23 protein-coding genes are annotated in these 26,572 nt (G+C 64.7%); 10 read left to right on the top strand and 13 right to left on the bottom strand.

What is annotated here, in order from left to right; genetic code table 11:
• Positions 1-77 precede the first annotated feature (77 nt).
• Positions 78-1,292 (top strand): MFS transporter, encoded by a 1,215-nt coding sequence (locus tag AC54AF_RS06260; protein ID WP_496635834.1) that lies wholly within the window; start codon positions 78-80, stop codon positions 1,290-1,292.
• A 163-nt stretch (positions 1,293-1,455) separates the two neighbouring features.
• On the opposite strand, the gene AC54AF_RS06255 is transcribed toward AC54AF_RS06260, so the two are convergent.
• Entirely contained in the window at positions 1,456-2,139 is a 684-nt protein-coding gene (locus AC54AF_RS06255) for a pentapeptide repeat-containing protein (protein WP_496635833.1), read from the bottom strand.
• 309 nt (positions 2,140-2,448) lie between these two features.
• Here AC54AF_RS06255 and alaC point away from each other — a divergent pair, with 309 nt between their 5' ends.
• The 4 genes from alaC (at position 2,449) to AC54AF_RS06235 (ending at position 8,893) form a co-directional block, all read left to right on the top strand.
• Positions 2,449-3,666, top strand: a complete 1,218-nt coding sequence (gene alaC, locus AC54AF_RS06250) for an alanine transaminase (RefSeq protein WP_496635832.1) — start codon at positions 2,449-2,451, stop codon at positions 3,664-3,666.
• A 364-nt stretch (positions 3,667-4,030) separates the two neighbouring features.
• Entirely contained in the window at positions 4,031-6,319 is a 2,289-nt protein-coding gene (gene metE / locus AC54AF_RS06245) for a 5-methyltetrahydropteroyltriglutamate--homocysteine S-methyltransferase (protein WP_496635831.1), read from the top strand.
• Positions 6,320-6,558: 239 nt separating this feature from the next.
• Entirely contained in the window at positions 6,559-7,065 is a 507-nt protein-coding gene (locus AC54AF_RS06240; RefSeq protein ID WP_496635830.1) for a hypothetical protein, read from the top strand.
• Positions 7,066-7,303: 238 nt separating this feature from the next.
• Positions 7,304-8,893 (top strand): aspartate:alanine exchanger family transporter, encoded by a 1,590-nt coding sequence (locus tag AC54AF_RS06235; RefSeq protein WP_496635829.1) that lies wholly within the window; start codon positions 7,304-7,306, stop codon positions 8,891-8,893.
• A gap of 12 nt (positions 8,894-8,905) precedes the next feature.
• On the opposite strand, the gene AC54AF_RS06230 is transcribed toward AC54AF_RS06235, so the two are convergent.
• The gene (locus tag AC54AF_RS06230) at positions 8,906-10,114 is read right to left on the bottom strand and encodes an MFS transporter (protein WP_496635828.1); all 1,209 of its coding nucleotides are present in this window, start codon (positions 10,112-10,114) and stop codon (positions 8,906-8,908) included.
• Between the two features lie 156 nt (positions 10,115-10,270).
• Here AC54AF_RS06230 and AC54AF_RS06225 point away from each other — a divergent pair, with 156 nt between their 5' ends.
• The 5 genes from AC54AF_RS06225 (at position 10,271) to AC54AF_RS06205 (ending at position 14,308) form a co-directional block, all read left to right on the top strand.
• Positions 10,271-10,858 carry a TetR/AcrR family transcriptional regulator gene (locus AC54AF_RS06225; protein ID WP_496635827.1) on the top strand — a complete coding sequence of 196 codons (588 nt, stop codon included), beginning with the start codon at positions 10,271-10,273 and terminating at the stop codon, positions 10,856-10,858.
• Positions 10,859-11,022: 164 nt separating this feature from the next.
• Positions 11,023-12,213 (top strand): acyl-CoA dehydrogenase family protein, encoded by a 1,191-nt coding sequence (locus AC54AF_RS06220; protein ID WP_496635826.1) that lies wholly within the window; start codon positions 11,023-11,025, stop codon positions 12,211-12,213.
• A gap of 16 nt (positions 12,214-12,229) precedes the next feature.
• Complete coding sequence (locus AC54AF_RS06215) at positions 12,230-13,375, top strand: acyl-CoA dehydrogenase family protein (protein ID WP_496635825.1); 1,146 nt, start codon at positions 12,230-12,232, stop codon at positions 13,373-13,375.
• On the top strand, positions 13,372-13,860 hold the full coding sequence (locus tag AC54AF_RS06210) for a MaoC family dehydratase (RefSeq protein ID WP_496635824.1): 489 nt from the start codon (positions 13,372-13,374) through the stop codon (positions 13,858-13,860). The genes AC54AF_RS06215 and AC54AF_RS06210 overlap by 4 nt, the downstream gene beginning before the upstream one ends.
• A complete protein-coding gene (locus AC54AF_RS06205) occupies positions 13,853-14,308 on the top strand; it encodes a MaoC family dehydratase (protein ID WP_496635823.1) in 456 nt (151 codons plus the stop codon). Before AC54AF_RS06210 ends, AC54AF_RS06205 begins: the two co-directional genes overlap by 8 nt.
• On the opposite strand, the gene AC54AF_RS06200 is transcribed toward AC54AF_RS06205, so the two are convergent.
• The 11 genes from AC54AF_RS06200 to AC54AF_RS06150 form a co-directional block, all read right to left on the bottom strand.
• On the bottom strand, positions 14,309-15,232 hold the full coding sequence (locus tag AC54AF_RS06200; protein WP_496635822.1) for a diguanylate cyclase domain-containing protein: 924 nt from the start codon (positions 15,230-15,232) through the stop codon (positions 14,309-14,311).
• Complete coding sequence (locus tag AC54AF_RS06195; RefSeq protein ID WP_496635821.1) at positions 15,229-19,704, bottom strand: PAS domain-containing protein; 4,476 nt, start codon at positions 19,702-19,704, stop codon at positions 15,229-15,231. Before AC54AF_RS06195 ends, AC54AF_RS06200 begins: the two co-directional genes overlap by 4 nt.
• A 233-nt stretch (positions 19,705-19,937) precedes the next feature.
• The gene (locus tag AC54AF_RS06190) at positions 19,938-20,300 is read right to left on the bottom strand and encodes a YgiW/YdeI family stress tolerance OB fold protein (protein WP_496635820.1); all 363 of its coding nucleotides are present in this window, start codon (positions 20,298-20,300) and stop codon (positions 19,938-19,940) included.
• 27 nt (positions 20,301-20,327) lie between these two features.
• Positions 20,328-20,900, bottom strand: a complete 573-nt coding sequence (locus tag AC54AF_RS06185) for a prepilin-type N-terminal cleavage/methylation domain-containing protein (RefSeq protein ID WP_131689344.1) — start codon at positions 20,898-20,900, stop codon at positions 20,328-20,330.
• An 89-nt stretch (positions 20,901-20,989) separates the two neighbouring features.
• Positions 20,990-21,712: a hypothetical protein gene (locus tag AC54AF_RS06180; RefSeq protein ID WP_496635819.1), complete on the bottom strand. Its 723-nt coding sequence runs from the start codon at positions 21,710-21,712 to the stop codon at positions 20,990-20,992.
• Positions 21,712-22,485: an ABC transporter permease subunit gene (locus AC54AF_RS06175; protein WP_496635818.1), complete on the bottom strand. Its 774-nt coding sequence runs from the start codon at positions 22,483-22,485 to the stop codon at positions 21,712-21,714. The genes AC54AF_RS06180 and AC54AF_RS06175 overlap by 1 nt, the downstream gene beginning before the upstream one ends.
• Complete coding sequence (locus AC54AF_RS06170) at positions 22,485-23,195, bottom strand: prepilin-type N-terminal cleavage/methylation domain-containing protein (RefSeq protein WP_496635817.1); 711 nt, start codon at positions 23,193-23,195, stop codon at positions 22,485-22,487. The genes AC54AF_RS06175 and AC54AF_RS06170 overlap by 1 nt, the downstream gene beginning before the upstream one ends.
• Positions 23,192-23,914: a hypothetical protein gene (locus AC54AF_RS06165; RefSeq protein WP_496635816.1), complete on the bottom strand. Its 723-nt coding sequence runs from the start codon at positions 23,912-23,914 to the stop codon at positions 23,192-23,194. Before AC54AF_RS06165 ends, AC54AF_RS06170 begins: the two co-directional genes overlap by 4 nt.
• Positions 23,911-24,333, bottom strand: coding sequence for a hypothetical protein (locus AC54AF_RS06160; protein ID WP_496635815.1), 423 nt, complete (start codon positions 24,331-24,333; stop codon positions 23,911-23,913). Before AC54AF_RS06160 ends, AC54AF_RS06165 begins: the two co-directional genes overlap by 4 nt.
• Positions 24,330-25,013 carry a hypothetical protein gene (locus tag AC54AF_RS06155; RefSeq protein ID WP_496635814.1) on the bottom strand — a complete coding sequence of 228 codons (684 nt, stop codon included), beginning with the start codon at positions 25,011-25,013 and terminating at the stop codon, positions 24,330-24,332. The genes AC54AF_RS06160 and AC54AF_RS06155 overlap by 4 nt, the downstream gene beginning before the upstream one ends.
• Positions 25,010-26,572: a hypothetical protein gene (locus AC54AF_RS06150; RefSeq protein WP_496635813.1), complete on the bottom strand. Its 1,563-nt coding sequence runs from the start codon at positions 26,570-26,572 to the stop codon at positions 25,010-25,012. Before AC54AF_RS06150 ends, AC54AF_RS06155 begins: the two co-directional genes overlap by 4 nt.

Raw genomic sequence — 26,572 nt, 5'->3', positions numbered from 1 at the left:
AGGTAGATTATGCCCTAATTATCTTTGCCTCAGGTTTGCCTAGAATGGCCACATCCCTATCGAAACGAGGAAACAACATGAACAAGGCCTCATCTACCGCTCCCCACGACATTTCGCCCGCCATGGTGCTGCTGCTGGCCATCGCTTCCGGCCTGATAGTCGCCAATCTGTATTATGCGCAAACCCTCGTCGGGCCCATCAGCGCATCGACGGGCCTGTCGGCCAAGGCGGCCGGGCTGATCGTCACTCTGACACAAGTCGGCTACACCTTGGGTCTGCTGTTTGTCGTGCCCCTGGGCGACTTGCTGGAAAACCGCCGCCTGATCGTCACGGCCTTGCTGGTGACGGCCACGGCGCTGGTGGTGGCGGCCCTTTCCACTGGCGCCATCGTGTTCCTGGCCGCCGCGCTGGCCATCGGCCTGGGCTCCGTGGCGGCGCAAGTGATCGTGCCGTTTGCCGCCCACTTGTCGCAGGAAGCGACGCGGGGGCAGACGGTGGGCAAGGTGGTCAGTGGCTTGTTGCTGGGCATCATGCTGGCCCGTCCCGTCGCCTCGCTGGTGGCGGCCCACGCCAGCTGGCACGTGGTGTTTGGCGGCGCCGCCGTATTGATGGTACTGCTGGCGCTGGTGTTGCGCCGCGCCTTGCCCGTGCGCCAGCCCGTGTCGAGCATGAAATATCCGGCCTTGATGGCTTCGCTGTGGCATTTGCTGCTGGGCACGCCCGTGCTGCGCCGCCGCGCCGCCTATCACGCAGGCCTGTTTGGCGCCTTCAGCCTGTTCTGGACCGTCACGCCGCTGGTGCTGTCCAGCTCCGCGTTCGGCCTGTCGCAAACGGGCATCGCCATCTTTGCCCTGGTGGGCATGGCGGGCGCCGTCGCCTCGCCGATCGCCGGCCGCCTGGCCGATGCGGGCCACACCTTGCCCGCCACGGCCGCCGCGCTGGCGCTGGGCATCGTCGCGTTTGCCTTGCCGATGTTGGCGCCAACGTCGAAACACCTGGCGCTGGGGCTGCTGGTGGTCGCTTCCATCGTGCTCGACATGGGCGTGGCGGCCAACCTGGTGCTGGGCCAGCGCGCCATCTTCAGCCTGGGTGCGGAAGTGCGGGGCCGCCTGAATGGCCTGTATTTCGCGCTGTTCTTTGCTGGCGGCGCGGCCGGCTCGGCCATCGGCGCCTGGGTGTATGCCAGCTACGGCTGGCAAGCAACCTTGCTGACCGGCATGGCGTTTCCGGGCCTGGCCCTGCTGGTGTGGCTGGGAGAATTCTTGCCGCTGGCCACGCGCCGCACGGTTTGAAACCCTGATGGCGACTCATTATCACCGATAGATATTTCTATCATCATGAATATAAAGTGGCGTGATATGCCGCGATGCCGCAAGATGCACTTGTCTCCTCTATCTCCTCCAAGGAAATAGATTCAGCCCGCTCCCGTAGCGGGCTTTTTTTTGCTTTTTCACATTAAATCACGACCAGGTCCAGTGCCCGCATGAAGTTGGCCGCTTGCGCATGCGTGATGACGGCGCCTTTCAGCAGCGCCGCCTCGCTCAATTTGAAACCGTCGATATCGGCGCCGCGCAAGTCCGCGCCCTGGAACTTCGCCAGCTTGATGGTGGCATTGCGCAAGCTGCCCCCTTCGAAGACGGCGTCGCTGAAGTCGCAGCCGGCCAAGTAGGCGTCGGAAAAATCCAGCTGCTTTAGTATTGCCTTGCGGAACGAGAAGCCGCGCAGATCGGCGCCCACCAGCAGGCTGTCTTCGAAGGTGAGGCCCAGGTGCGCCACTTCTTCGAACGAGGCGCCCGTCAGCTTGCAGCCGCGGTAGATGACCGAGGCGAGCTTGGCGCGCCGCCATTTCGTATTGTTCAGGTCGCAGCCTTCGAAACAGGCGTCGACGGCATCGACGGATTCGAAGTCGGCGCTGCCCGCGCGGCAGCGGCGCCAGGTGCTGCGCGCCAGTTTGCTGGCGAACAAATTCGTTTCGGCAAAGGTGCAGCGCTCGAAGGTGCAGCCTTGCAAATCGAGGCGCGACAAGTCGTCGCCGTCGAAGGCGCACTCGATGAAGTGGCGCACCGATTGCGCCAGCTGCTCCCCGATGCCGGCGCGGTCCAGGGTCATGCCGGTTACTGTTGAGTCTTGTGTTGCCATCCGTCTCATTCCTAAAGTGAAGCAGGGGAGGGATGGCGCGGCGGGAAAATGCACGAACCAGAACACCTCCCCGGCTGGTGTAACAGCCAAAGGTCAGCGCCGTGGGTCCGCGTGGGCGGGAGCATGCCGGACGGTGCCAGGCACTTACCGGGTTACCAACCGGTGCGCTCATTTTCGATCAGCTTGCATTGTAACGGCTCTACAGCACCCTTGCCAGTGCTGGATAAACCGGGTTAGTATCGTTGCAGGCACACGCATTGTGCCAACGTCGCTCGGACGGATCCGGGCGCTTACGTAAAGATATCTACCATGACCGACAGCCAAGCTCCGCGCAGTTTTTCGCGCATCAATCGCCTTCCCCCCTACGTTTTCAATATCACCGCCGAGCTCAAGATGGCCGCCCGCCGCCGTGGCGAGGACATCATCGACATGTCGATGGGCAATCCCGATGGCGCCACGCCGGCCCACATCGTGGACAAGCTGGTCGAGACGGTCAAACGCCCCGACACGCACGGCTATTCCACCTCCAAGGGCATCCCCCGGCTGCGCCGCGCGATCGCCCACTGGTACAAGAAGCGCTACGAGGTCGACATCGACCCGGACAGCGAAGCCATCGTCACCATCGGCTCGAAAGAGGGCCTGGCCCATCTGATGCTGGCAACGTTGGACCGGGGTGATACGGTGCTGGTGCCGAACCCCAGCTACCCGATCCACATCTGGGGCGCCGTGATCGCGGGCGCCGACATCCGCTCCGTGCGCATGGGCCCGGGCGTGGATTTCTTTGCCGAACTGGAACGGGCCATCCGCGAAAGCTACCCGAAGCCGAAGATGATGGTGCTGGGCTTCCCGTCGAACCCCACGGCGCAGTGCGTGGAACTGGAATTCTTCGAAAGAGTCGTGGCGCTGGCGAAGCAGCACAATATTTTGGTGGTGCATGACCTGGCGTATGCCGACATCACCTTCGATGGCTGGAAGGCGCCGTCCATCATGCAGGTGCCCGGTGCGCGCGACGTGGCCGTCGAGTTTTTCACCATGTCGAAAAGCTACAACATGGCGGGCTGGCGCATCGGTTTCATGGTGGGCAATGCGGAACTGGTGTCGGCCCTGGCGCGCATCAAGAGCTACCACGACTATGGCAGTTTCACGCCCGTGCAGGTGGCGGCCATTGCCGCGCTGGAAGGCGACCAGAGCTGCGTGACGGACATCTGCGCCCAGTACCAGCGCCGCCGCGACGTGCTGGTGAAAGGCTTGCATGAAGCGGGCTGGATGGTGGAAAAGCCGAAGGCGTCGATGTACATCTGGGCGCATATCCCGCAAGCGTATCGCCACCTGGGTTCGCTGGAATTTGCCAAACTGCTGCTGCAAAAAGCCAAGGTGAGCGTCTCGCCCGGCATCGGTTTCGGCGAATACGGCGATGAATACGTGCGCTTCGCCCTGATCGAAAACGAGGCGAGGGTGCGGCAAGCCTTGCGCGGCATCAAGAATATGTTGCGTTCTGGCGACGGGAAAGGGGAAGCGGCGGCATAAAAGTTGCCGCACGGAATGAAGTGTTGCCCCTAATATCACTGCTGCGTATTTCTGACATCACGAATATAAAGTGGTTTTATATGCTGCAAAGCGGCATCATTCATCTGTCTCCTCTATCTTCCTCCAAGGAAATAGATTCAGCCCGCTCCTGTAGCGGGCTTTTTTTTTTCGTCGATTTGACCCTGGCTTTCGGACGGCATGCTCGGCGAACGAGGCGGTCGAGTTCGCGCAGCACGGCCGGGTGGATGGGTTCGAACATGAGTTCACATGAATATTAATAATGAATATATGAAGTTTTACCATTATTTTTCATGGATGGAAGTCTCTATGATGTCTCCATACTTCACGAGGAGGCACTACCATCATGACCGTCACGACACACAATCTGGGCTACCCGCGCATCGGCGCCAAACGCGAACTGAAATTCGCCCTGGAAGATTACTGGAAGGGTCAGAGCAGCCTGGAAACGCTGGAAGGCCATGGCGCGCAATTGCGCCAGCGCCACTGGCAAGACCAGAACGCGCTGGATCTGGCGCCTGTCGGCGACTTTTCCTTCTATGACCAGGTGCTGGACCTGAGCTTTACCCTGGGTAATTTGCCGCAGCGCGTGCACGGCCTGAGCGGCGCGGCGCTCGATAACTATTTCCGCGTGGCCCGTGGCCGCTCGGCCAGCGACAGCGATTGCAGCTGCATCCACGCCGGCGAAATGACGAAATGGTTTGACACCAATTACCACTACATCGTGCCGGAATTCGCGGCCGACACGCAATTCAAGCTCGACAGCAGCCGCTTGCTGCAGCAACTGGCGCAAGCGCGTCAGCTCGGTGTGAAAACCAAGCCGGTGCTGATCGGCCCTGTCACCTACTTGTGGCTGGGCAAGGCCAAGGACGATTCCGACAAGCTGGCGCTGCTGCAAGGCTTGTTGCCTGTCTACGTGCAACTGCTGCAGGAACTGGCCGCCCAGGGCGTAGAGTGGGTGCAGATCGACGAACCGATACTGGTCACGGAGCTCGACAGCGCCTGGCAGCAGGCGCTCGTCACGGCCTACGATGCCTTGAGCAAAGTCAATCACGTCAAACTGTTGCTGGCCACGTATTTCGGCAAGCTGCAAGACAATCTGGCATTGGCGTGCAAATTGCCGGTGCAAGGCTTGCATCTTGACGCCATCAACGCCCGCGAGGAAGTCGAGCAGGTGATTGCCCAGTTGCCTGCCCCCAGCGTGCTGTCTCTGGGTGTCGTGAATGGCCGCAATATCTGGAAGACGGACTTGAATGAAGTGCTGGCATGGCTGGAACCCGTGCATGCCAGCCTGCAATCGCGCCTGTGGATCGCTCCGTCGTGCTCGCTGCTGCACGTGCCCGTCGACCTGGCCAGCGAACAAAAGCTCGATGCTGATATCAAATCCTGGCTGGCCTTTGCCCGTCAAAAGCTCGATGAAGTGCACACCATCGCCGGCGCCCTGAACCAGGGCCGCGCCTCCGTGCAGGCGGCGCTGGACGCCAATCATGCCGCCATAGAAGCGCGCCGCCAGTCGCCGCGCGTGCATAATCCGGACGTGAAAGCGGCCGTGGCCCGCATCGACGCAAGCCTGGGCCAGCGCGCCGGCGGCTATGCCGAACGTGCCGCGAAGCAAGCTGCGTTGCTGCAACTGCCGCTGTATCCGACGACAACCATCGGTTCCTTCCCGCAAACGGCGGAAATCCGCCAGGCCCGCAGCCAGTTCCGCAGCGGCCAGCTGGATGCAGCCGGCTATAAAAAGCTGATGCAGGCGGAAATCGCCCATTGCGTGCAGGAACAAGAGGTGTTGGGACTGGACGTCTTCGTGCACGGCGAAGCGGAACGCAACGACATGGTGGAATATTTCGGCGAACAGCTCGACGGCTACGCCTTCAGCCAGTTCGGCTGGGTGCAATCGTACGGTTCGCGCTGCGTGAAACCACCCATTTTGTTCGGCGACATCAGCCGCCCCCGTGCCATGACGGTCGAGTGGAGCATCTACGCCCAGTCGCTGACGGACAAGCCGATGAAAGGCATGCTGACGGGCCCCGTCACCATCCTGAACTGGTCCTTCGTGCGCGATGACCAGCCCCGTTCCGTGTCGTGCCACCAGCTGGCGCTGGCGATGCGCGCCGAAGTGCAGGACCTGGAACAGGCCGGCATCCGCGTGATCCAGATCGACGAAGCGGCATTGCGCGAAGGCTTGCCGCTGCGTAAAGCCCAGTGGGCCGAGTACCTGCGCTGGGCCGTGGAATCGTTCCGGATCACGGCCAATGGCGTGGCCGATGAAACGCAGATCCATACGCACATGTGCTATTCGGAATTCAACGACATCATCGCGCAGATCGCCGACATGGATGCGGACGTCATCACGATCGAAACGTCGCGCTCCGACATGGAATTGCTGGACGCCTTCGATGACTTCAACTATCCGAACGCAATCGGTCCCGGTGTCTACGACATCCACTCGCCCAACATTCCGAGCCAGGAACAGATGGTGACACTGATGCGCAAGGCGGCCGAGCGCACCCCCGCGCAGCGCCTGTGGGTCAACCCCGATTGCGGCCTGAAGACGCGTGGCTGGAAAGAAGTCATTGCTGCGCTGGCCAACATGGTGGCGGCAGCGAAAACCTTGCGCGGCGACAACGCGGCCTGAGAATGGCAAGGACAGGGCAGGCCGATATGGCTGAGATATAGAACAATCGTATTTCTGTCATCACAACATGCAATTGGATAGTGATGCTGCGATGCGGCATCATTGCACTTGTCTCCTCTACTTCCTCACCGGAATTAGATTCAGCCCGCTTCCATAGCGGGCTTTTTTTTGCCCGTTTTCATCGGCTTATCGCTTAACATACCTTCACGTAATCCTACCCTCAAGAAGGAAGCCAACTGATGATTCCTCTGTTTCGCGCCGTCGGCATGCTCGCGCTGATGGCGCTCGGCGCCTGCTCGGTCGAGCGCCATCCGCTCGACCGCCATCTGGCCCAATTGCGGCCGGACACGGTCTCAGCGTTGCCTGAGATGGGCTGGCCGGCCGGCACGCTGCTGTGCCCGCTGACCATGTATCAGAGCGAGCTGCCCGGTTCGGCGCCTCCTGCGGACAGGGTCAACGCCTTTCTGAAGCAAAAGCAATTTCTGGGGGATGAAGGCCACTGGGTACTCATCGTCGTCAAGCCGCAGCCTGCGGAAAATGCCAGTGCCGGCATCGAGCAATTGTTTTTCAGGCGCGCAGATTATGACGTGATCAACGAGCCGGAAATGCTCAAGCGCGATGCCGGGACATTGCCAACGGAGTTTGTGCCGCAGACCTGCGTACCGGTGGAGCGCGCCCGCGTGCTGGTCATTCGCCCGCAAAGATCGGATCGAACGTTGATCGTTTTTGGAACGGCCCGGACGTGATATTGATAAAACATATTTCTATCATCACAACATGCAATTGGATAACGATGCTGCGATGCGGCATCATTGCACCTGTCTCCTCTACTTCCTCACAGGAATTAGATTCAGCCCGCTCCCGCAGCGGGCTTTTTTTTGCCCGGTTTTGACTGCCCCACGCCGCACACGCTTGCTTGTCATCCAGGCATGGTGTTGCTTTTGTGCATGCTAAACTGGGCCTTCCCCAGACCAAGGTTGTTTGATGCTTCAATTATTTCGCCACACGCTGGAGTCCACGCCCATTCTCGCCCTGTTTCTCGTCATCGGCGCCGGTTATGCGCTGGGGCGCCTCAGCGTGTTCGGCTTTTCGCTGGGCGTGGGCGGCGTGCTGTTCGCGGGGCTGGCGCTGGGCGCGTTTGCTCCCGGTGCCGTGCCGCCGCCGATGGTCGGCTCCATCGGCTTGCTGCTGTTCCTGTATGGCATCGGCGTGCAGTACGGCGTGCAGTTTTTCGCCGGCTTGCGCGGCGCGGGGCAGAAACATAACCTGATCGCTTTTACTGCCGTCATGGGCGGCCTGGCCGTGTCTGTCTGGGGCGGGCAGTGGATCGATATTTCGCTGCGCATGGCCAGCGGCGTGTTTGCCGGCGCCATGACCAGCACGGCGGCGCTGCAGGCGGCGCTGGAAGCATCGCACGGCAATGGCGATGCGGCCGTCGGCTATGCCGTCGCCTATCCGTTTGGCGTCGTCGGTCCCATGCTGGGCCTGTACCTGGCCGGGCGCATATTAAAACCCGTGCTGACGCCGCCGCCGGCGCCCATCGTCGTGTCGGAAATCACCATTGATGCAGCGAAATTGGCGGGCGCGGCCCTGTCCGAACTGGCCGACGGCCCGCTGGCTGGGGTGCAAGTGATCGGCGTGCGCCAGGGCCACCAGAACCGCCTGCCCGATCCATCGCTGCTGCTCGGCGTGGGCGACGCCTTGATGGTGTCGGGCACGGTGGCGGGCGTGGAAGCGGCGCGCACGGCGCTGGGCCACCTGGACCCGGGCCGGCTGATGAAGGACCGCCGCGCGTTCGATGGCACGGAAGTGTTCGTGTCGGACGCGGAAATCGTCGGCGTGCCCTTGGGCGAGCTGAGCCTGGCGAAAGACTTCCCCCTGCAGATCGCCTTCATTCGCCGCGGCGACGCCATGATCCTGCCCCATCCCTTCCTGACCCTGGAATTTGGCGATCGCGTGATGGCCATTGCGCCGGCGAAACATGCGGCCGACGTGCGCAAGCTGTTTGGCAATTCCATCACGGCCACTGCCGAGTTCAGCTATGTGTCGCTGGGCATGGGCATGGTGCTGGGCGTGCTGCTGGGCCTCGTGCCGATCCCGTTACCGTGGATCGGTTCGTTCAGCCTTGGCCTGGCTGGCGGCCCGCTGGTGATGGCGCTGATTTTGGGGCGCCTGGGCAGGGTGGGCAAGATCAGCTGGCGCTTGCCCCTGTCCGCCAATCTGGTCATGCGCAACTATGGCTTGACGATTTTCCTCGCTTCCGTCGGCATGGCCTCCGGCTTGCCCTTCGTGCAGCAGGTGGGCGCCGATGGCTTGCCCATGCTGGCGCTGGGTGCCGTGACGGTGCTGGTGGTGGTGGCGCTCGTGGTGATCCTGGGCAAGGTCTTCCTGCGCCTGCCGTTTCCCGAGTTGCTCGGTATCGCGGCTGGCGCCACGGGCAACCCGGCCGTGCTGGTGTTCGCCAACCGCCTGGCCAAGTCGGACCGTCCGAACCTCGGCTACGCGATGATTTTTCCCAGCATGACCATCGTCAAGATCGTCGCCGTGCAGGTGCTGCTGCATGTGTACGGCTGATGGCGTTCACAGTCAGTCTCTTGCAGGGCCAGGCTGCTTGTTGGCGTCAACCAAGCCGATGCCAAAAGACAGCAGCAAGGCGGCAGCGGCGCATCCTGCGGCAAGGCACAGGTTGGCTGAGAGGCCCAGCCTGTCCACGGCCTGGCCACCGGTCCACGCCCCGAGCGCAATGCCGACATTGAAGACACCGACATACAGCGCGGCGACGATCTCCACGGCCCCGGGCGCCGCCTTCATCACCAAGGTCATCAGGCCGACCGATACGCCGCCGTAGGCCAGTCCCCAAGCCAGCAACACCACGCCGCCGCCGATGCCGGAGTCGCCGACAGCCAGGAATAGCAGCGGCGTGAGCAGCAGGCCGCCCGAGATGGCGATGATGGCTGGCACCGTGCGCCGCGCCGCCGCGACACCGGCCAGGAAGTTGCCAATGATGCCCGCGAAGCCATAGGCAAACAACAGTGCGCCCAGCCATTGCGTAGCAAACCCCGACACGGACAGCAGTAGCGGGCGCACGAAGGTAAAGGCCATGAAATGGCTGGTCACCAGCAACAGCGTCAGAAGCAGCCCCGCCTGCAATTGCCTGTTGCGCAGCTGTTTGCCGAATTGGCGCAAGGTTGTGGAACCTGCAGCGGGCAGTGCGGGAATGACGGCCAGATGCAGTGCCAGCACCAGGCTGCTGAACATCGCCATGGCGCCGAAGGCCCAGCGCCATCCCGCAACGTCGCCGATTTGTGCGCCTAGCGGCACGCCCAGCACGGAAGCGGCCGCCACGCCACCGAAGATGATCGACGTTGCCAGGCCGGTCGAGCGGGCGGGAACCAGCCGGGAAGCGAGGCCACCGGCGATGGCCCAGATGCCACCCATGCAAAAACCGACGAGAACACGTGCCGCCAGCATCCACGCCATGTTCTGCGCCAGGGCCGAAACAATGTTCGCGATTACCAATAGTGTCAGCAAACCACAGAGAATCTTGCGCCTGTCCAGGCTGCCCGATACGAGCACGACCAGCGGCGCGAACATTGCCGCCAGCAATGCTGGCAGCGAGATCATCAGGCCGGCGGTTCCCGTGGAGGTGCCCAGGGTGTCGGCAATCGGCGTCAACAGGCCGACCGGGAGCATTTCTGTCGTCACGACCGAAAAGGTGGCCATGCCGACAGCGGAGACCGCCAGCCACGGGTGGCGGACAGCGGGTTCTGCGGCAGCGCAGGCGGATGTACTCATGGTGCATATCCTTCATGTGATCATTCGGTAAACGGCGCATGCCCTGCTTGCAATGGAGATACGTCGCAGTGATAATACATACATCGCGTATGAATAGTATATATTCATACGCACTGTATGTAAATAATCATACGCTGCGTATGCAAGGAGGAAGCAATGGTTCGCCGCACCCGTGTGGAAATGGAAGAAACCCGAGCATCGTTGCTGGCCACGGCCCGTAAAGTGTTCAGTGAGCGCGGTTATGCCGACACGTCAATGGACGACCTTACCGCGCAGGCAGGCCTGACGCGTGGCGCCCTGTATCATCACTTCGGCGACAAGAAGGGCTTGCTGCTGGCCGTGGTGGAGCAAATCGATGCGGAAATGGATGGCCGCCTGCAAGCCATCTCCGACAGCGCCGAAGACTTGTGGGAAGGCTTTCGCAGCCGCTGCCGTGCCTATCTGGAGATGGCCCTGGAACCGGAAATTCAGCGCATCGTTTTACGCGATGCGAGGGCAGTCCTGGGTGGCGCTTCACCGGACTCGCAGCGCCATTGCCTCGAGTCGATGCAAAAGCTTATCCAGCAGCTGATTCAGCAAGGCATCGTGGCTGACGCTTGCCCAGAAGCACTGGCTTCGATGATCTACGGCAGTCTGGCAGAAGCGGCGTTCTGGATCGCAGAAGGTGACCAAGGCAATGCGCGCCTGATAAAAGGAGTGGCGGCATTGGAATTGCTGTTACGGGGGATGTTGCTTCAAAGGTAATTGCGAAAAGTGGTATGGCCTCACGATGAACCTTGAGCCTGTGTAAAACCCCTGGCGCGTCTCCCAATCTGTTGTACAATCCTTGAGAACGGTCGTGCTTTTTTGTGCGCTGAGCTTCCTTGCGTGCAGTCATCACGGCAACTCATAAGAACAAGGAGACAGACATGGACCTGCATTACACGGCAGAGGAGAGCGCTTTCCGCGACACGGTGCGCGCCTTCCTCGACACCCATTTGCCGGCGGACTTGCAGCGCAAGGTGCGCCAGCATTTGCGCCTGGTCAAGGATGACTACGTGCGCTGGCACAAGATTGTCGCGCAGCAAGGCTGGGCCGCGCCGGCCTGGCCCGTCGAACATGGCGGCACGGGCTGGACGTCCGTGCAGCGCCATATCTGGGAAGACGAGTGCGCGCGCGCCGCCACGCCGCCCATCCTGCCTTTCGGCGTCACTATGGTGGCGCCCGTCATCATGGCTTTCGCCAACGCCGAACAAAAAGCCTATTATCTGCCGCGCATTTTGAATTGCGACGACTGGTGGTGCCAGGGCTATTCCGAGCCGGGCGCCGGGTCCGACCTCGCTTCCCTGAAAACCACGGCCGAGCGCGACGGCGACCATTACATCGTCAACGGCCAGAAAACCTGGACCACCTTGGGCCAGCACGCGGACATGATCTTTTGCCTGGTGCGCACGGATAGCACGGTGCGCAAGCAGGAAGGCATCAGTTTCCTGTTGATCGACATGAAGACGCCGGGCATCACCGTGCGCCCCATCATCATGCTCGATGAAGAACATGAAGTGAACGAAGTCTTCTTCGACAATGTGCGGGTGCCCGTCAGCAACCTGGTCGGCCAGGAAAACAAGGGCTGGACCTATGCCAAGTATTTGCTGGGGCACGAGCGCACGGGCATCGCCGCCGTGGGCCGCTCGAAGCGCGAGCTGACGTTCCTCAAGCAGCTGGCCATGCAGCAAACCAAGCGCGGCGCGCCGCTGCTGCACGATCCCGCCTTCGCCGCCAAGGTCGCCACCCTGGAAATCGAACTGATGGCGCTGGAAATGACAGTCTTGCGCGTCATCAGCGAAGAAGGCAAGGGGCCGGGACCGCAGGCCTCGATGCTGAAGGTGCGCGGTTCGGAGCTGCAGCAGCAACTGACGGAACTGATGGTGGAAGCCATCGGCCCGCAAGCCTTGCCCTTCGATCCTGACTTCCTCGACGGCCGCGCGCCACACGGCGCTGGCGGCGACGACCTGGCCGCGCCGCTGGCGGCGTACTACTTCAATTACCGCAAGACATCGATCTATGGCGGCTCGAATGAAATCCAGAAAAACATCATCACGCAGATGATCCTGGGCCTGTAAGCCAGAAGGAGACGACATGGACTTCCATTTTAACCAGGAACAGCAGCAATTTGCCGACGCGCTCAAGCGCTGGGTCGACAAGGATTACCCATTCGAAACGCGCAAGCAGATCGTCCACTCGGCCACGGGCGTCTCCAGCGCCGCCTGGGCCACCCTGGCCGAGCTGGGCATGACGGCCTTGCCGCTGCCGGCCGCTGCGGGCGGCTTCGACGGCACGGCCGTCGACATGCTGCTGGTGATGCAGGAACTTGGCCGCGGCCTGGTGGTCGAACCGTACCTGGCCACCGTGCTGGGCGCGCGCTTTCTCACGTTGACGGGCGGCCACGATGCCATGCTGGAACAGGTCGCCAGCGGCGGCCTGAAGCTCGCGTGCGCGCTGGGCGAACGCCAGTCGCGCCACGACATGCACGATATCGCCACCACGGCCAGCGCCAGTGGCGACGGTTTCGTGCTCGATGGCGAGAAAACCGTCGTCATCCATGGCGCGCAGGCGGGTGCGCTGATCGTCTCGGCGCGCAGCGGTGGCGGCCAGGATGACACGGACGGCATCTCGCTGTTCCTCGTGCCTGTTGACGCGCCCGGTGTTTCCGTGCGCGACTACCGCACCATCGATGGTCAGCGCGCCGCCACCGTGACCCTCGTGCAAGTGGTGCTGGGGCATGACGCCCTGATCGGACAAAAGGGGCAGGGCTGGGCCGTGCTGGACGCAGCGCTCGACTATGGCGCCACCCTGCTGTGCGCGGAAGCCGTGGGCGCCATGGACGCCATCTTTGCCGCCACGCTGGAGTACCTGAAGACGCGCCAGCAGTTCGGCGCCCCGATCGGCAAGTTCCAGGCCTTGCAGCACCGCATGGCCGACATGTTCATCCACCTGGAGCAGGCCCGTTCGATGGCCATGCTGGCCGCCGCCAAGGTCGATAGCACCGACCTGTTTGATCGCCGCCGCACGGTGTCCGCCGCCAAGGCGAGAGTCGGGCTGGCAGCCACCTTTGTCGGGCAGCAAGCCGTGCAATTGCATGGCGGCATGGGCGTGACGGACGAATTGCCCGCCGCCCACCATTTCAAGCGTTTGAGCATGATCGCCCTGACCCTGGGCGACGTGGAGCACCATATCGAGCGCTTTATCGCCCAACCGGGCTTTTTGCCGACGGAGACCGCATGACCGCATTGAACGGAATCAAACCCAAGCACTGGTATTTCGAAGATTTTACGCAGGGCCTGGAAATCGACCTGGGCCAGCGCCACGTGACGGAGGCGGAAATCATCGCCTTCGCCACGGATTTCGACCCGCAGCCGTTTCACGTCGACCATGCGGCTGCGGAAAAAACCATCTTCAAGGGCGTCATCGCCAGCGGCTGGCATACGTGCGGCATGATGATGCGCCTGGTGGTGGATAATCTGCTCAAGCATTCGTCCAGCATGGGCTCCCCCGGCCTGGACAGCATCCGCTGGTTGAAACCCGTGCGCGCCGGCGACACCCTGCAGCTGACCTACCAGGTCAAGGAAGTGCGTCCGTCCACGTCGAAACCGGACCGCGGCATCGTCATTTCCGTGTGGAGCGTGCGCAACCAGCATGGCGAAGTGGTGACCACCGTCGAAGGCATGGGCATGTTTGGCCGCCGTCCGGCAGGAGAGCACCATGCGTGACATTGCCGGCATTGCCGGTTTTCAAGCGCTGGCGGGGCAGCACGTGGCCGTCTCCGACTGGATCACCATCACCCAGCAGCGCATCGACACCTTCGCCGACGCCACGGATGACCACCAATGGATCCACGTGGACGCCGGGCGCTGCGCGCGCGAGTCGCCGTACGGCTGCACCGTGGCGCACGGCTTCCTGACGTTATCGCTGCTGCCGGCCATGCTGGCGGGCGCCTTGCACATGGCCGGCATCCGCATGGCCATCAACTATGGCCTGAACAAGGTGCGCTTCCCTTCGCCCGTGCCCGTGAACAGCCGCCTGCGCGCGCGGCTCGACATTCTCTCCGTCGACGACGTGCCGGACGGGGCACAGGTAAACTGGGCCGTCACCATGGAGCGCGAAGGTGACGCGAAACCCGTGTGCGTGGCGGAGTTTTTGATGCGCTGCTATCCCTGATCACTCCCCCTGCGACGCGCAATACCTGTCCCGCCCCGTATGCTTGGCGCGGTATAGCAGGGCGTCGGCGGCGCGGATCAGGGTGCTGGGGTCCATGCCTTCGGTGGGCATGACGCTGGCCATGCCGAGGCTGACGGTGACGTGCGGGCCGACGCCCGATCTGGCGTGGGGAATTTCCAGGGCGCGCACTTCGTCGAGGATGCGCTGGGCCACCACTTCGGCGCCGTCGCGCGTTTCCTGCGGCAGCAGGATGATGAATTCCTCGCCGCCATAGCGCGCCAGCAGGTCGGGCGGTCGCACGGCGCAGCGGCGCAGGGCGGCGCTCACCTGCTGCAGGCACAGGTCGCCGGCCTGGTGGCCATACGTATCGTTGTAATCCTTGAAGTGGTCGATATCGGCCATGATGATGGCCATCGGCACGCCGTCGCGCGCGCAGCGCCGCCATTCGCTGTCCATGGTGTCGTTGAAGCTGCGCCGGTTGGCCACGCCCGTCAGCGTATCCGTCAGCGACAGTTCGCGCATGGCGTCGGCCTGCCGCTTGATGGTCAGCTGGCTGCGCACGCGGGCCCGCACGACGGCCGCGTTGAACGGCTTCGTGATGAAATCGACGGCGCCCGCTTCCAGCGCCCGCGTCTCGTCTTCGGGCTGGTTCAGGGCCGTGACGAAGATGACGGGAATGGCGCTCAGCAGGGCCGATTCGCGCAGCGCATTGCACACGGCATAGCCATCCATGCCGGGCATGACGGCGTCGAGCAGGATCAGGTCCGGCAGTTGATTATTCGCAATTTCCAGCGCCTTTTCACCGCTCAGGGCGAACAGCACGTCGTGTTCCTCGCGCAGCAGCTGGTGCAGGATCTGGATGTTTTCCATGGCGTCATCGACGATGAGGATGCGCCCGTTCATGGCAAGGTTGGTCCAGCTCACTTGTTTTCCTCTCGTTTCAGCTGATCGAGCACGAGTTTTTCCGCCTCGGCAAAATTCAGGGTGTCAATCGCATGTGCCATCGCCAGGGCCGCTTCCCGGTCTGACTGTTGCAGGGCGGGATGCAGGGCGTGGAATTGCGCCAGCGCTTTCAGATTATTGTTGTGGATCAAGACGAGCAGCTCGGTCAGGCCCGCGTGCAGGTCGACCGGCCCGCTGCCGGACGCGGCCGCTGCCGGCTGGCTGCGCCGCAGGGGCGAAGGCAGGGTGCGCGCCGCTTCGATGACTTCGGCCATCGCGTGTTCCAGGCGGCCCAGCAAGGCGGTCGTGGCGTGCGATTGCCCCGTTTTCAGCGCCTTTTCCGTCTCGGCGGCCAGGCTGGCGACGTGCGTGGCGCCCAGGTTGGCCGCCACGCCGCACACGCGGTGCAGCAGTTGCGCCGCCTGCTGCGTCTGGCCAGCGGTCAGCAGGCGCCGCGTTTCCTCGACGGCGTCGCCTTGCGAATTTTCAAAGCGCTTGAGCAGGGCCAGGAAGGCGCCGTAGTCGCCGCCGAAGCGGTGCAGGGCGGCCGCCAGATCGATGCCGGGCACTGTGGCCGGCAGGTCCAGCGTTGGCGTGACGGCATTGCCCGCCTGGACGCCGCCGCCAGCCAAGGGCGGCCGCACCAGCCGGGTCAGGGTCTGGATCATCTCGTCGACATCGATGGGTTTGGCTACGTGCGCGTTCATGCCGCTGGCGATGGCGCGCAGACGGTCTTCGTCCATGGCATTGGCCGTCATGGCGATGATGGGCAGGTCCGGCAAGCCCAGGGCGCGGATCGCCAGGGTGGCGTCGAAACCGTTCATGACGGGCATCTGCAAATCCATCAGCACCGCGTCCCAGGCGTCCGGCGTGGCGGCAAGCAAGTCGACGGCCAGCTGGCCGTTGGCGGCCACGGCCACGCGCGCGCCCGAATGCAGCAAAATGTACTGCGCCACTTCCTGGTTGATTTCATTGTCTTCCACCAGCAGCACGCGCATGCCTGTGAGCAAACCCGACAAGGGCGTGGAAACGGGCAGCGCGGAAGGGGTGCTGCGGCCTTCGCGCACGGCCGTCACGGCTGCCAGCAGCCGCGCCGGGGTGGCCGGTTTCGAGACGATTCCGGCCAGCATCAGGCTGTTGGCCAGGCGTTCGAGGTTTTCGCTATCCTGGTCGGCCACCAGCATGATCACGGGCGGCAGCGCCAGCAGCGCGTCGGCGCGCGCCTCGGTGAGCATGGAAATGCCATCCATGCCGGGCATGGCCGCGTCGAGCAGCACCAGGTCAGCCGCCGGCAAGCCGTCTAGGCCCGCAGCGTGGCGGCGCAGCAGGGCCAGGCCGGCCGCGCCGCTGTCGGCGCTGCGGCTGTGCCAGCCCTGCGCCCCGCACCAGTCTTCCAGCATGGCGCGCACGCTGGCGTTGTCGTCGATGATCAGCAGCGACAGAGCCCTGGGCGCGCTTCGGCCGGGCGGCTCGGGCGGCGGCGCCACCTTGTCGAAGCGGCAGCGGAAGCGGAAGTCGGAACCCTGGCCCAGCGCGCTGGTCACGCTGAGGGTGCCGCCCATCAATTCCACCATGCGCCGGCAGATGGCCAGCCCCAGTCCCGTGCCGCCATATTTGCGGCTGGTGCTGGTGTCACCCTGGGAAAACGCGTCGAAGATGCGTTCCTGCTCGGCCGCGCCGATGCCGATGCCCGTGTCGCGCACGGAAAATTCAAGGGTCGCGCTGGCCGCATCCTCGGCCACCATGGCGATGGCCAGCACCACTTCGCCATGCGAGGTGAACTTGACGGCGTTGCCCACCAGGTTGATGAGGATCTGTTCCACGCGCAGGGCGTCGCCGATCAGTTCGTCCGGCACGCCGGGGGCCAGCACGAACACGGGTTCCACGCCGCGCGCCCAGGCGCTGCTGGCCAGCAGCACGCCTACGCTATCGAGCATGCGTTCGAGCTGGAAGCGGCGCTGTTCCAGCACCATCTGGCCCGCCTCGATCTTGGAAAAATCGAGCACGTCGTTGACGATATTGAGCAGCGATTGCGTGGCCATCTGGATCTTGCCGACATAGCTGCGCTCGCGCCGTTCCAGCGGCGACTCTTCCAGCAACCGCGCCAGGCCGATGATGGCATTCATCGGCGTGCGGATTTCATGGCTCATGTTGGCGACGAATTCGCTCTTTGCGGTGCTGGCCGCCTCGGCCTTGTCGCGCGCGCGCACCATCTGCTCGTTGAGCTCATGCAGGCGCAATTCCGTGCGCTTGAGTTCGGAGACGTCGGAAGCGAGCACGAAGAAGCCGCGCACGCCGCCGCCATCATCGACATCGGGGATGTAGTTGGTCCACGTATGGCACACCTGGCCCGCAGGGTCGAGCAGGTCGCGCTCGAAGCTTTGCGGCCGGCCCGCCAGCACGCCTTCGACGTGGGGCGCATGCACGTCGAACAGTTCCTGCCCCAGCAATTCGCGCATGTGGATGCCGGCCAGCTCGGCGCTGCTGCGGCCAAACCATTCGTTATAGAATTTATTTGCAAATCGGCAACGTAAGTCGGCGCCCCAGTACGACACCATGCCGGGCAGGTTGTCGGTGACGGTGCGGATGAAGCGCTCGTTCTGTTCCAGGCGCCAGGTGGCGGCGTGCAGCACCTCGGTGGCGCGCTTGCGTTCCGTGATGTCGATCGATACCCCCAGCACATGACTGGCGCGGCCCGCATCGTCGCGCAGCACCACCTTGCGCGTGGTGAAGTGGCGGGTGGTGCCGTCGGCCGTATTGATCGCCTCTTGTTCGATTTCCACCATCTGCCCCGTGGCCAGCAGCTTGCGGTCGGCGCTGACGAAGGCGGAGGCCTGCTGCGGCGGGAAGAAATCGTGGTCCGTCTTGCCCAGCAATTGCTCGCGCGAGCGTCCCAGCGTCAGTTCCGCGTGGCGGTTGACCATTTCAAAGCTCAGCTTGTCGGCGCGCTTGACGAAGACCATGGCCGGGATGTTTTCGATGATGGTGCCAAACAGGTGTTTCGAACGGCGAAATTCCGCTTCGCTGCGCTTGCGTTCTGTAATGTCCAGCCACAGGCCCGATACGCCCAGCAACTGCCGTTCCGGGCCGAAAATCGGGTGATACGAGACGATCCATTGACTCAGTTGCGCGTGCTGCTGGCCGCTATGGCCTTGCAATTCGATGTCGACGATGGGCGAGCCCGTTTCCAGCACCTGGCGCACGCGGCGCTCCACCTCCGCGCGCACGGCCTCGTCGAACAGCATGGCGCCCACGGGACGGCCCAGGTGCTGCGCCACGCTGGCCCCGTTGATGGCGGCCAGGTAGTGGTTGATCATGACGATGCGCAAGTCCAGGCCCACGAACAGCATGCCGATCGGGGCCGTCGCATACACGGTTTCCAGCAGGCGCGTGGATTTTTCCAGGGCCAGCGTGCGTTCGGCGACCAGGCTTTCGAGCTGCGTGCGGTGGCGCCGCAGGTCGCGTTCCAGCGCGGCCAGGGCGCCGGCCATGTCGGCCGATTCGCGGTCCGCGTGCTTGTTCGAAAGCAAGGGTTTGCCCTGCGCCAGCGCGTGGATCTGCTGCGTCAGTTCCTGCAGGGTACGGGCCAGGCGGCCGCCCACGCGCCAGGCCAGGGCGAAGCCGGCAGCCAGCAGCAGCGCCAGGATGATGGACCCCGTGACTACCGAGCGCAGCAGGGCTTCTGCCACCGTGCTGGTGCGCATGGTGACGGCCACCGTCCAGGCGGCGTCCGGGGCGCGGCGAAAGCCCGTATACACGTCGATGCCCTCCAGCGTGGCATGGCGCAGCACGCCTTCGCGCGCCTGGCGTATCTGTTCCAGCAGGGGCGCCGCGCTGCGCTGGCCCACGTAGCGCCGCGGCGCCAGGGTACGCGCCACGTTGATGCCGTCGGCATTGATGAGGACCGCGCCCAGGTAGGCGGGCAGGCGCAGCTCGCGCAGCAGCACGGGCAGGTAGTCGGGCGGGTACAGGGCCGTCAGCACATAGGCGGTTCCCTTGTTGCGCGGCAAGGGCAGGTTCAGGGCCAGTTGCGGCACGCTGTCGGGTGTCTCTGCCAGGCTGGTCAGCCGCGCCTTGCCATAGTCGCGCGTGCGCTCCATGCTGGCGGCCCATTTTTGCGGCAAGGGGGGCGGCGCCTGGCCGGCCGGCAGGGTCGTATTGACCAGCTGGCCGCCCCTGGCGTCGGAGACGATGAAGCCACTGACGGCCTGGCCCGGCTGCAGCAGGCTGGCGGCCAGGGCCCGCAGGGCGCCGATGTCGCCGGCTTGCAGGGCGGGCGAGTCGGCCAGGATGCGCGCCGCCATCTGGGCCCCGCTCAGGTCGCGTTCGACGGCGGCGGCCACCGCCCGCGCCGCCTGCGCCGTTTCGCTGACGACATGGTCGCGTTCGCGTGTGTAGCTTTGTGCCACGAGCAAGAGAAACACGAGTGCCGTCGGAATGACCCAGGCGAGCACCAGCCATGAAATTCTTGAGCGTATCGAAGGCAAATCTTGCACCCGGAAAGCTCCCAGAATGGATGAGTCGACAGGCAGGCTCACGCTGGCGCTGGCTGACCTGGAATGAAAAGATGCTAGACGAAATTGATTGTTCTGACAAGCCAAGTTTCCGGCATGGAAAAAAGGTTGCGCAAGGTATACAGAAGAGGGGTAACACCCATCCCGCCGCGGCGGCGGGACGGCAAGGCGGCTTAAGGAACCAGGGTCAGTACGTCGACATCGATTTCAGGGCTTTCCATGAAGTCCTTTTCCACTTCGCCGCGGATTTCCACCCGGGTCTTGGCGTCGATCTTGCGGTTCATGAAGACCTTGTCGTCGATGTCCACGCGGATTTCCGCCGTGCCATCGGAAAACGTATATTTCTCGTTGCCCACTTTGCGCAGCAAATGGCCGCGCAGCACGACGGCCTGGTCGTCGACGGGATTTTTCAGGATGGCGGCCACGCTGGCGGGCGCGGCCGGGCCGGCTGTCGGCCCCACATATTGGGCTTGCGCGCTGCCGGCCAGCAAGGCGCAGGCGGCCAGGGAGACGATGAGTTTGCGGTGCAGTGACATGGTATTCCTTTGATAGTGACTGGCGTGTCAGAAGAAGACGGCGGTGCGGGGAATGATAGCACCGGCATTACCATATGGCATGTTCGCCCGCACGCTGCCCGTGCTGGCCACGCCATCGTCGAGTTTGCTGTCGATCTGCTCCGCGTAACTCTCGGGCAGGTTGTCGAAACGGATGCCGTTGCCGGCCCGGCCGCCCACTTCGTCGTTGTACAGGTAGACGGCGCCGCCCTGGGCGCTGGTCATGAATTGCGAGGTGCCATTGTAGGAGCCGGTGATGAAGCCGCCCAGCGCCAGATGCTGCGGCGCCAGCGTGAATTCGCGCGGCTGGCCGTCGCCGATCTGGCCGTCGCCATTGCCGTTGCCGGCCGAATTGGGCACGTGGGTGGTGCCCTGGATATCGTCGCCGGGCAGGGCGCGGAACTTGTCCTGGTAGGCATTGACGGCGGCCGTCAGCGCATTCGATTGCTGGATGATGTTTTTCACCTTGGCGCTGTCGATCAAGCCTTGTCCTTTCAGCACGCCGCCGAGCAGCAAGCCGATGATGACCAGGACGATGGCGATTTCTACGAGCGTAAAGCCGTGCTGGCGGCGTGGGGGCATGGGATTTCCTTGGAAAAAAAAGTGCAGGGGCTTGGCATGGCAGTTTACTGCAATTGGCGCCGGGCGCGCATGGCATTTCAGGCAGCGGCTCATGGCGCCGCCCTTGCTTTCTTCCTGGCCAGTTCGTCGAGCCGGCGCGCCAGGAAAGCCAGCTCGTGCGGATCGCTGATCTGGCCGCTGGCGATCAGGCCGCCGATCACCAGGCGGGCGCTGTCGAGCTGGTCCATGTCTTCCAGGATGAACGCTTCCATTTCGCGCACCCATGGCGGCACGTGCGGCCCCGTCGCCAGCCGGCGCAGGGCGCGCGCGTAGCTGAGCGCCAGCGGCAGGTCGTGCAGCTGGTGTTTTGCCAGCAGCGCCGCTTGCGCCATGGCGGGCCAGCGGCGCTGCGGGTCGGCCGCGAAGCTGGTGGCGACAAAATCGAGCATGCGCCGCGCGCGTTGCGGGTCGGCCACGCCCGCGTAGACTTCGCTGGCGGCCACCAGCGCATATTGGCTGCGCGGATCGAGCGTTTGCGCCGTCTCCAGCCAGCCGGTCAGGCGGTCATAGTCGAGCGCTCGCCAGGGCAGGCTGACGCCGGGCTGGTCCTCGAACGACTGCAGGTACAGCAGCATGGCCTTGGCCATGGCCAGCGGCTCGCCCAGGCTGGCCAGGCGCGCCACACTGGCAGGCGGCGCGGCAGGCAGCGGACGTGCCTGGGCGGGAGCCTGCTGCTGCGCCAGGCGCCAGCCCAGCTGCAGCAGCAGGCTGGCCGCCAGCAGCCAGCACAGGGGGCGCGGCACGCTCGACCAGGGACGCTGAGCGGCGGCCATCAGATGTTCCTGCGGTAAAAGTCGCACAGCGCGCAGCTGGCCAGCAAGCCGACATAGATGCCGGTTTGCGCCGCCACACTCACCAATGCTTGCCAGTCGCCGGTAGCGTACAGCAGCCATTCCGTGCGCGTAAAGGCGTCGAGGCGCGGCAGGAGCAGGGCCAGCACGTCGATGGCGCCGGCCGTGGCCCGCTGCGCCAGGGAGTCGCCCGCCTGCGGAGCATGGGCCAGCAGTTGCAGGCTGCCCAGCATGCGCGCCAGCACATAGAAGCCGCCCGTGGCAGCCAAGGCCGGCAAGGCTTGCTGCAGGCTGGCCGCGCACAGCAGGCTGAAGGCGGCGACGATCCACAATTCACCGAGCAGCGACAGCGCCCACAGCGCGCTTTGCGCGGGCGCGGCGAACAGCGCCATCAACAGGCCGAACAGCAAGGCGGGAACGGCCGCCAGCGCCCCGTAGCCCAACAGCTTGCCCAGCAGGTAAGCGGCGCGCGGCATGGGCAGCGCCAGCAGCAGTTCCAGGCCCCGGTCGGCCGCTTCGCGCGCCATGCTGGTGATGATGAAGGTGGCGAGCAGGAAGGTGCTGGCCAGGCGCAGGGTGGCCGCCAGCAGGGCCGCCTGTACGGCGCCGCTTTCCGTCAGCGCCAGTTGCTGCAGGAAACCGGCCAGGCCGGCGGCGCCGCAGGCGGCCAGCACGAACAGCCACAGCAGGCGGCTGCGCAGCGCTTCGAGCAGCGTGTAGCGGGCGATGGTGAGGGCGGGAAAGAATGTTGGCATCAGCGGGGCAGCCTTTGCGCCGCCACCATGCGGTTGAAGAGGATGTTCGGCGACACCCAGGCGACGAGGTCGTCGAACTCGCCGCCTGGCTGCTGCGGGCCGCTGGCGGCGCGGCTGATGAAGGTGGTGGCGTTCGAGGCATTGTTGCGCTCGTCGACATTGTTGCCGAAAGGCACAGCCTGGCGCTGGCCCTGCACACTCGTGGCGCCGAAAGCGTTTTTGCCGTGCGACATGATCATGGCGGGGATATCGCTCAAGGCCGTCGCCTGCTGCAGCGCGCCGCCTTGGCGCGTGACGACGCTGATGTCGCGCGGCGTGCCCAGGTTGAACTGCTGGCCGCTGTCGCTGAAGGCCGGCGTCACGCTGTAGCGGAACAGATTGTTCCAGCTGTCGCCCTGGCGCAGCCCCAGGGTGGCCCACGGCAGGAAGCCGGCGCGTTTTTCGCCCGTGCAGCGCGTGCCGCGCCGGTCTTCCAGGCCACTCATGGCGGAGACGGCGGGACAGGGCAGGTAGCCGTAGCGCAGCGCGTAGCCCGTCAGCGCTTCCTTCGCTTCATTCAGCGCCTGTTGTGTCTCGGCCACCTTGCGCTGTTCCAGTTGCACCGTCAATGGCGTGACCAGGCCGCCGATCATCAGTCCCACGATGACGAGCACGATGGCGATCTCGATCAGGGAAAAGCCGCCCTGGCGGCGCGGATGGAGGGCGCTCATGGCAGGTTGCGCGCGGCGCGCATGCGTTGATACAGGGTGGGCAAGGTAATCCACGTCAGCATGTCGTCGAAGGCGCCACCGGGCAGCGTGGCAAGCTCGGTGGCGGGGCGGATGATGAAACGGCGGCTGGCCCCGTGGTTGCTGGCTTCGTCGATGTTGCCGCGTGCCAGATTGAGCTGCGTTACGCCGCTGGCGGCCGTGCCGTAGTGATTCTTTCCTTGCGAGAACAGCACGGCGGGCAGGCATTGCGCGCTGACGTCACACTGATCCTGTCCCGCGACATAAGTGAAATCGCCGCGCGCGTCGCGCGCGAGGACGACCCGGTCGGCGACGGCGGAAAACGAGACGATGGGGGCGCGCGCCATTTCCGGCGTGACGCTGTAGCGCAGCAGCTTGCCCCAGGCATCCACGCCGTCCACGCCCAGCGCCACCCACGGCAGGAAGCCGCTGCATCCGGCGTCGTCGGCGCAGTCGGCGGCCCGCTCGCGTCCGTCGAGGGCGGAGGCGGCTGGACGGGGTAGCCGGCCTTGCGTGGCGGCAAAGCCCAGCAAGGCTTCGCGCGCCTGCGCCAGGGTGGCCAGGGTGCGCTGCTGGCGTTCGGCCTCGCCCGACTGGCGGCCGAAGGCGCTGATCAGGAGGCTGGCTGTGCCCAGGCCCAGCACGGCCACCAGCAGGAGCAGGGCGGCGCCGCGCTGGCGACGAGGTTGGCGTGGCGTCATGGCGGCGTCTCCTGCACGTCGGTGACCGTGCCGCTGGCCGGGTCGTAGCGCTGGCCGGGCTTCAGCAGCACGACCTGGCCGTTCGACAGCCGCAGGGTCAATGTGCCGGGCTTGCCACGGTCAAGGCGGTTGTGCGGCTCGTTCTGCGCTTCCTGGTTCAGCCAGACGGTGGAACGGCCGCTGCTGCGCTGCACCACGCCATTCAGTTCCACGGGTGGGGCGGGCGGCGGTGGCGGCGGTGGCGCGGCCAGGGCGGGATCGGGCGGCGGCGGCCCGTAGCGTTGCGCGTCGAGCTGGGCGCGTTGCTGGGGCGACAGGAACAATCGCCCCAGCTGCTGTGCTTGTGCCTGGGCCGTGAGGGCGGCGCCGGCCAGCAGCGCGCACAGGACGAGGGGGCGCAGGACGACGGTGTCGCTCATGGCCGCCCCGGCACGGGTACGCTGTTGACGGTCAGCCACAGCAGCTCGCATTCGGCGCCCAGGGTAGGCACCGCCGCGCCGCCAGCTCCTGCCCTGGCCGCACCATGGCGCTTGAGCGTGCAATCCTGCACGGCGAAATAGCCGGCCTGGCGCAAATCGTCCAGCAGGTTCAGCAAATCCATCTCGTGCAGCAGATCCATCTGCAGGCGCATGCGGCTGCCGCGCAGGTGATACTGCCCCATTACCATGGGCAACGGCACGTGCAGCACTTGCTGCGGGCTGATGTCATAGCTGATCGGCAGCAATTTACGCTGTTCCTGGCTGCGGCGGATGGCGTCGATCCAGCCCAGGCGGTTTTCCTCGCCGATCAGGCCGCGCTGGCGCAGGGCCAGGAATTGCGGTTCGTAGGCGCGGATTTCCTGCTTTTCCGCTTCCGCGTGGTTGAACAGGGTGGCCGCCGCGGCGCGCGTGTGCTGTGCCAGGTACAGCTGTTGCGCTTCGCGCGTGCGGTAGGCGGCGCTCAGGCTGAGCAGCACCACGCTGGCCAGCAGGGTCAGGGCAAAGCACAGCAGGGCGCCGCGCAGCAGGTGCAGTTCGCCCAGCCAGGCGGGCAGGGTGCGCGCGGGCGTGGCAGCGCGCTGCATGCCGGGCAGCGGTGGCTGCTTGACGGGGCCGCTCATGGCTGCCACTCCAGCAAGAGGGTAAAGCGGGCCTGGCTGTCCGGCGCCGGTGCGGTGCTTTTTCCGGACAGGGCCACGCTGGGACGCAAGTCGAGCGGCGTTTCCTCGATCGTCACCTGCATGCCCGGCTGGCGTGCCAGGGTTTGCGCGAAGGCCGTGATGGCGGCCAGCGCGGCGCGGTAGTCATTGTTCGGCATGGCCACGTCCGCCTCCAGGCGCAGCGCCTGTGGCGGCGCGACAGGGATGCCGGCCAGGGCGCTGCGGGGCGGCGCACTGGCACCCTGCTGCTGCGGCGGCTGGCCACCGGCCGCGCGCGCGGGCGCCCGGCCCGCATGCCAGTGCAGCTGGCCCAGCGCAACTTGCGGCGCCTGATCCAGCGCGGCGCTCAGCATGCCCAGCAAGCGGCCCGGTTCCGGCGCCTGGCCGGCGATCATCTGGCCCAGGGTCACGGCCACTTTCATGTTCTGCGTCTTGGCCGGCGCCGGCGGCTGCGTCGACATGACGCTGCGGTAGCGCTGCTGGTAGGACGCCGTTTCCTGCGCCAGGCGCTGCGTGGCGGCCCCGTCGGCTATGCCGCCAAGCAGATTAATCACGCACCACAGGGCGGCTGACGCGCCGATCAGCGCGCTGGCGCCATACAGCGTCTTGCGCGCGCGCTGGAAGTGGTAATAGCGGGCCAGTGCGCCGGGCGGATAGTGGCTGGGCGGCGGATGCTTGCCAAGCAAGGTCAGCAGCAATTCGTCGGCCAGCGCCGGCGTCCGGCGCAAGCCCACCCGTGCGCCGGCCAGTTGCAGGTCGATGAAGTGGTAGGCCACTTCGACGCCGTTGTCGCACAGCAGTTCGAGCTTGGCGATCTGCGCTGCCGGCGCCAGGATGACGGTATTCAAGACGTCGCCGCGCGCCAGCATGCGCGTGCTGGTGAGAAATTGCCGCGTTTTTTCCGTTTCCAGCGCAATATTCACGGCCACGCCGTCGAGTGCGATGGTGGCCGTCTGGCGCGAAAAGCGCAACTGGCCCTTTTCATAGTAACTTTGCCGCAAGCCGCCCGATTGCTGCGTCACCAGCAGCAAATGTTCATGCGCGATCGACAGTTTCCTTACCAGCGCGATACTCAGCAGGCTGGTCGAATAGATGCCGGCCACGGGCACGCGCAAGTGCTCGAGTGCCTCCGTCCACGGCTGCAGCAGCGACGGATTGGTCAGGGCGTAAAACAGCACCTGGTCGTCGTGGCGGCCCGTGCTTTCGCGTCCCAGCAGGGTGCTGCCCCGGTAGGGCGTGTCGCGGTGCAATTGCTGCTTGCGCCGCTCCAGCAAGGCACGGCCCGCCTTGCCGCGCACGTGGGGCAGCAGCTGGCGCTGGAAATCTTCCTCGATCAGGTCCGTCAGCAGGTAGGCGGGCACGCCTGACCGCTGCTGCTGCGGGTCCTCCAGCCACGCGGCGAAGCCGTCCAGCCCGGCCGCGCTGGCAGGAAAGACCTGGCCCTGGCCCAGCACGCCGTGGTCCCAGTCGTAGGCGCACAGGGCGTCGCTGGTGATGTAGAGTAATTGTTTGCGGAACAC

It is taken from the genome of Janthinobacterium sp. JF4, assembly GCF_059617925.1.
This window is presented reverse-complemented; position numbering and strand designations above follow the sequence as displayed.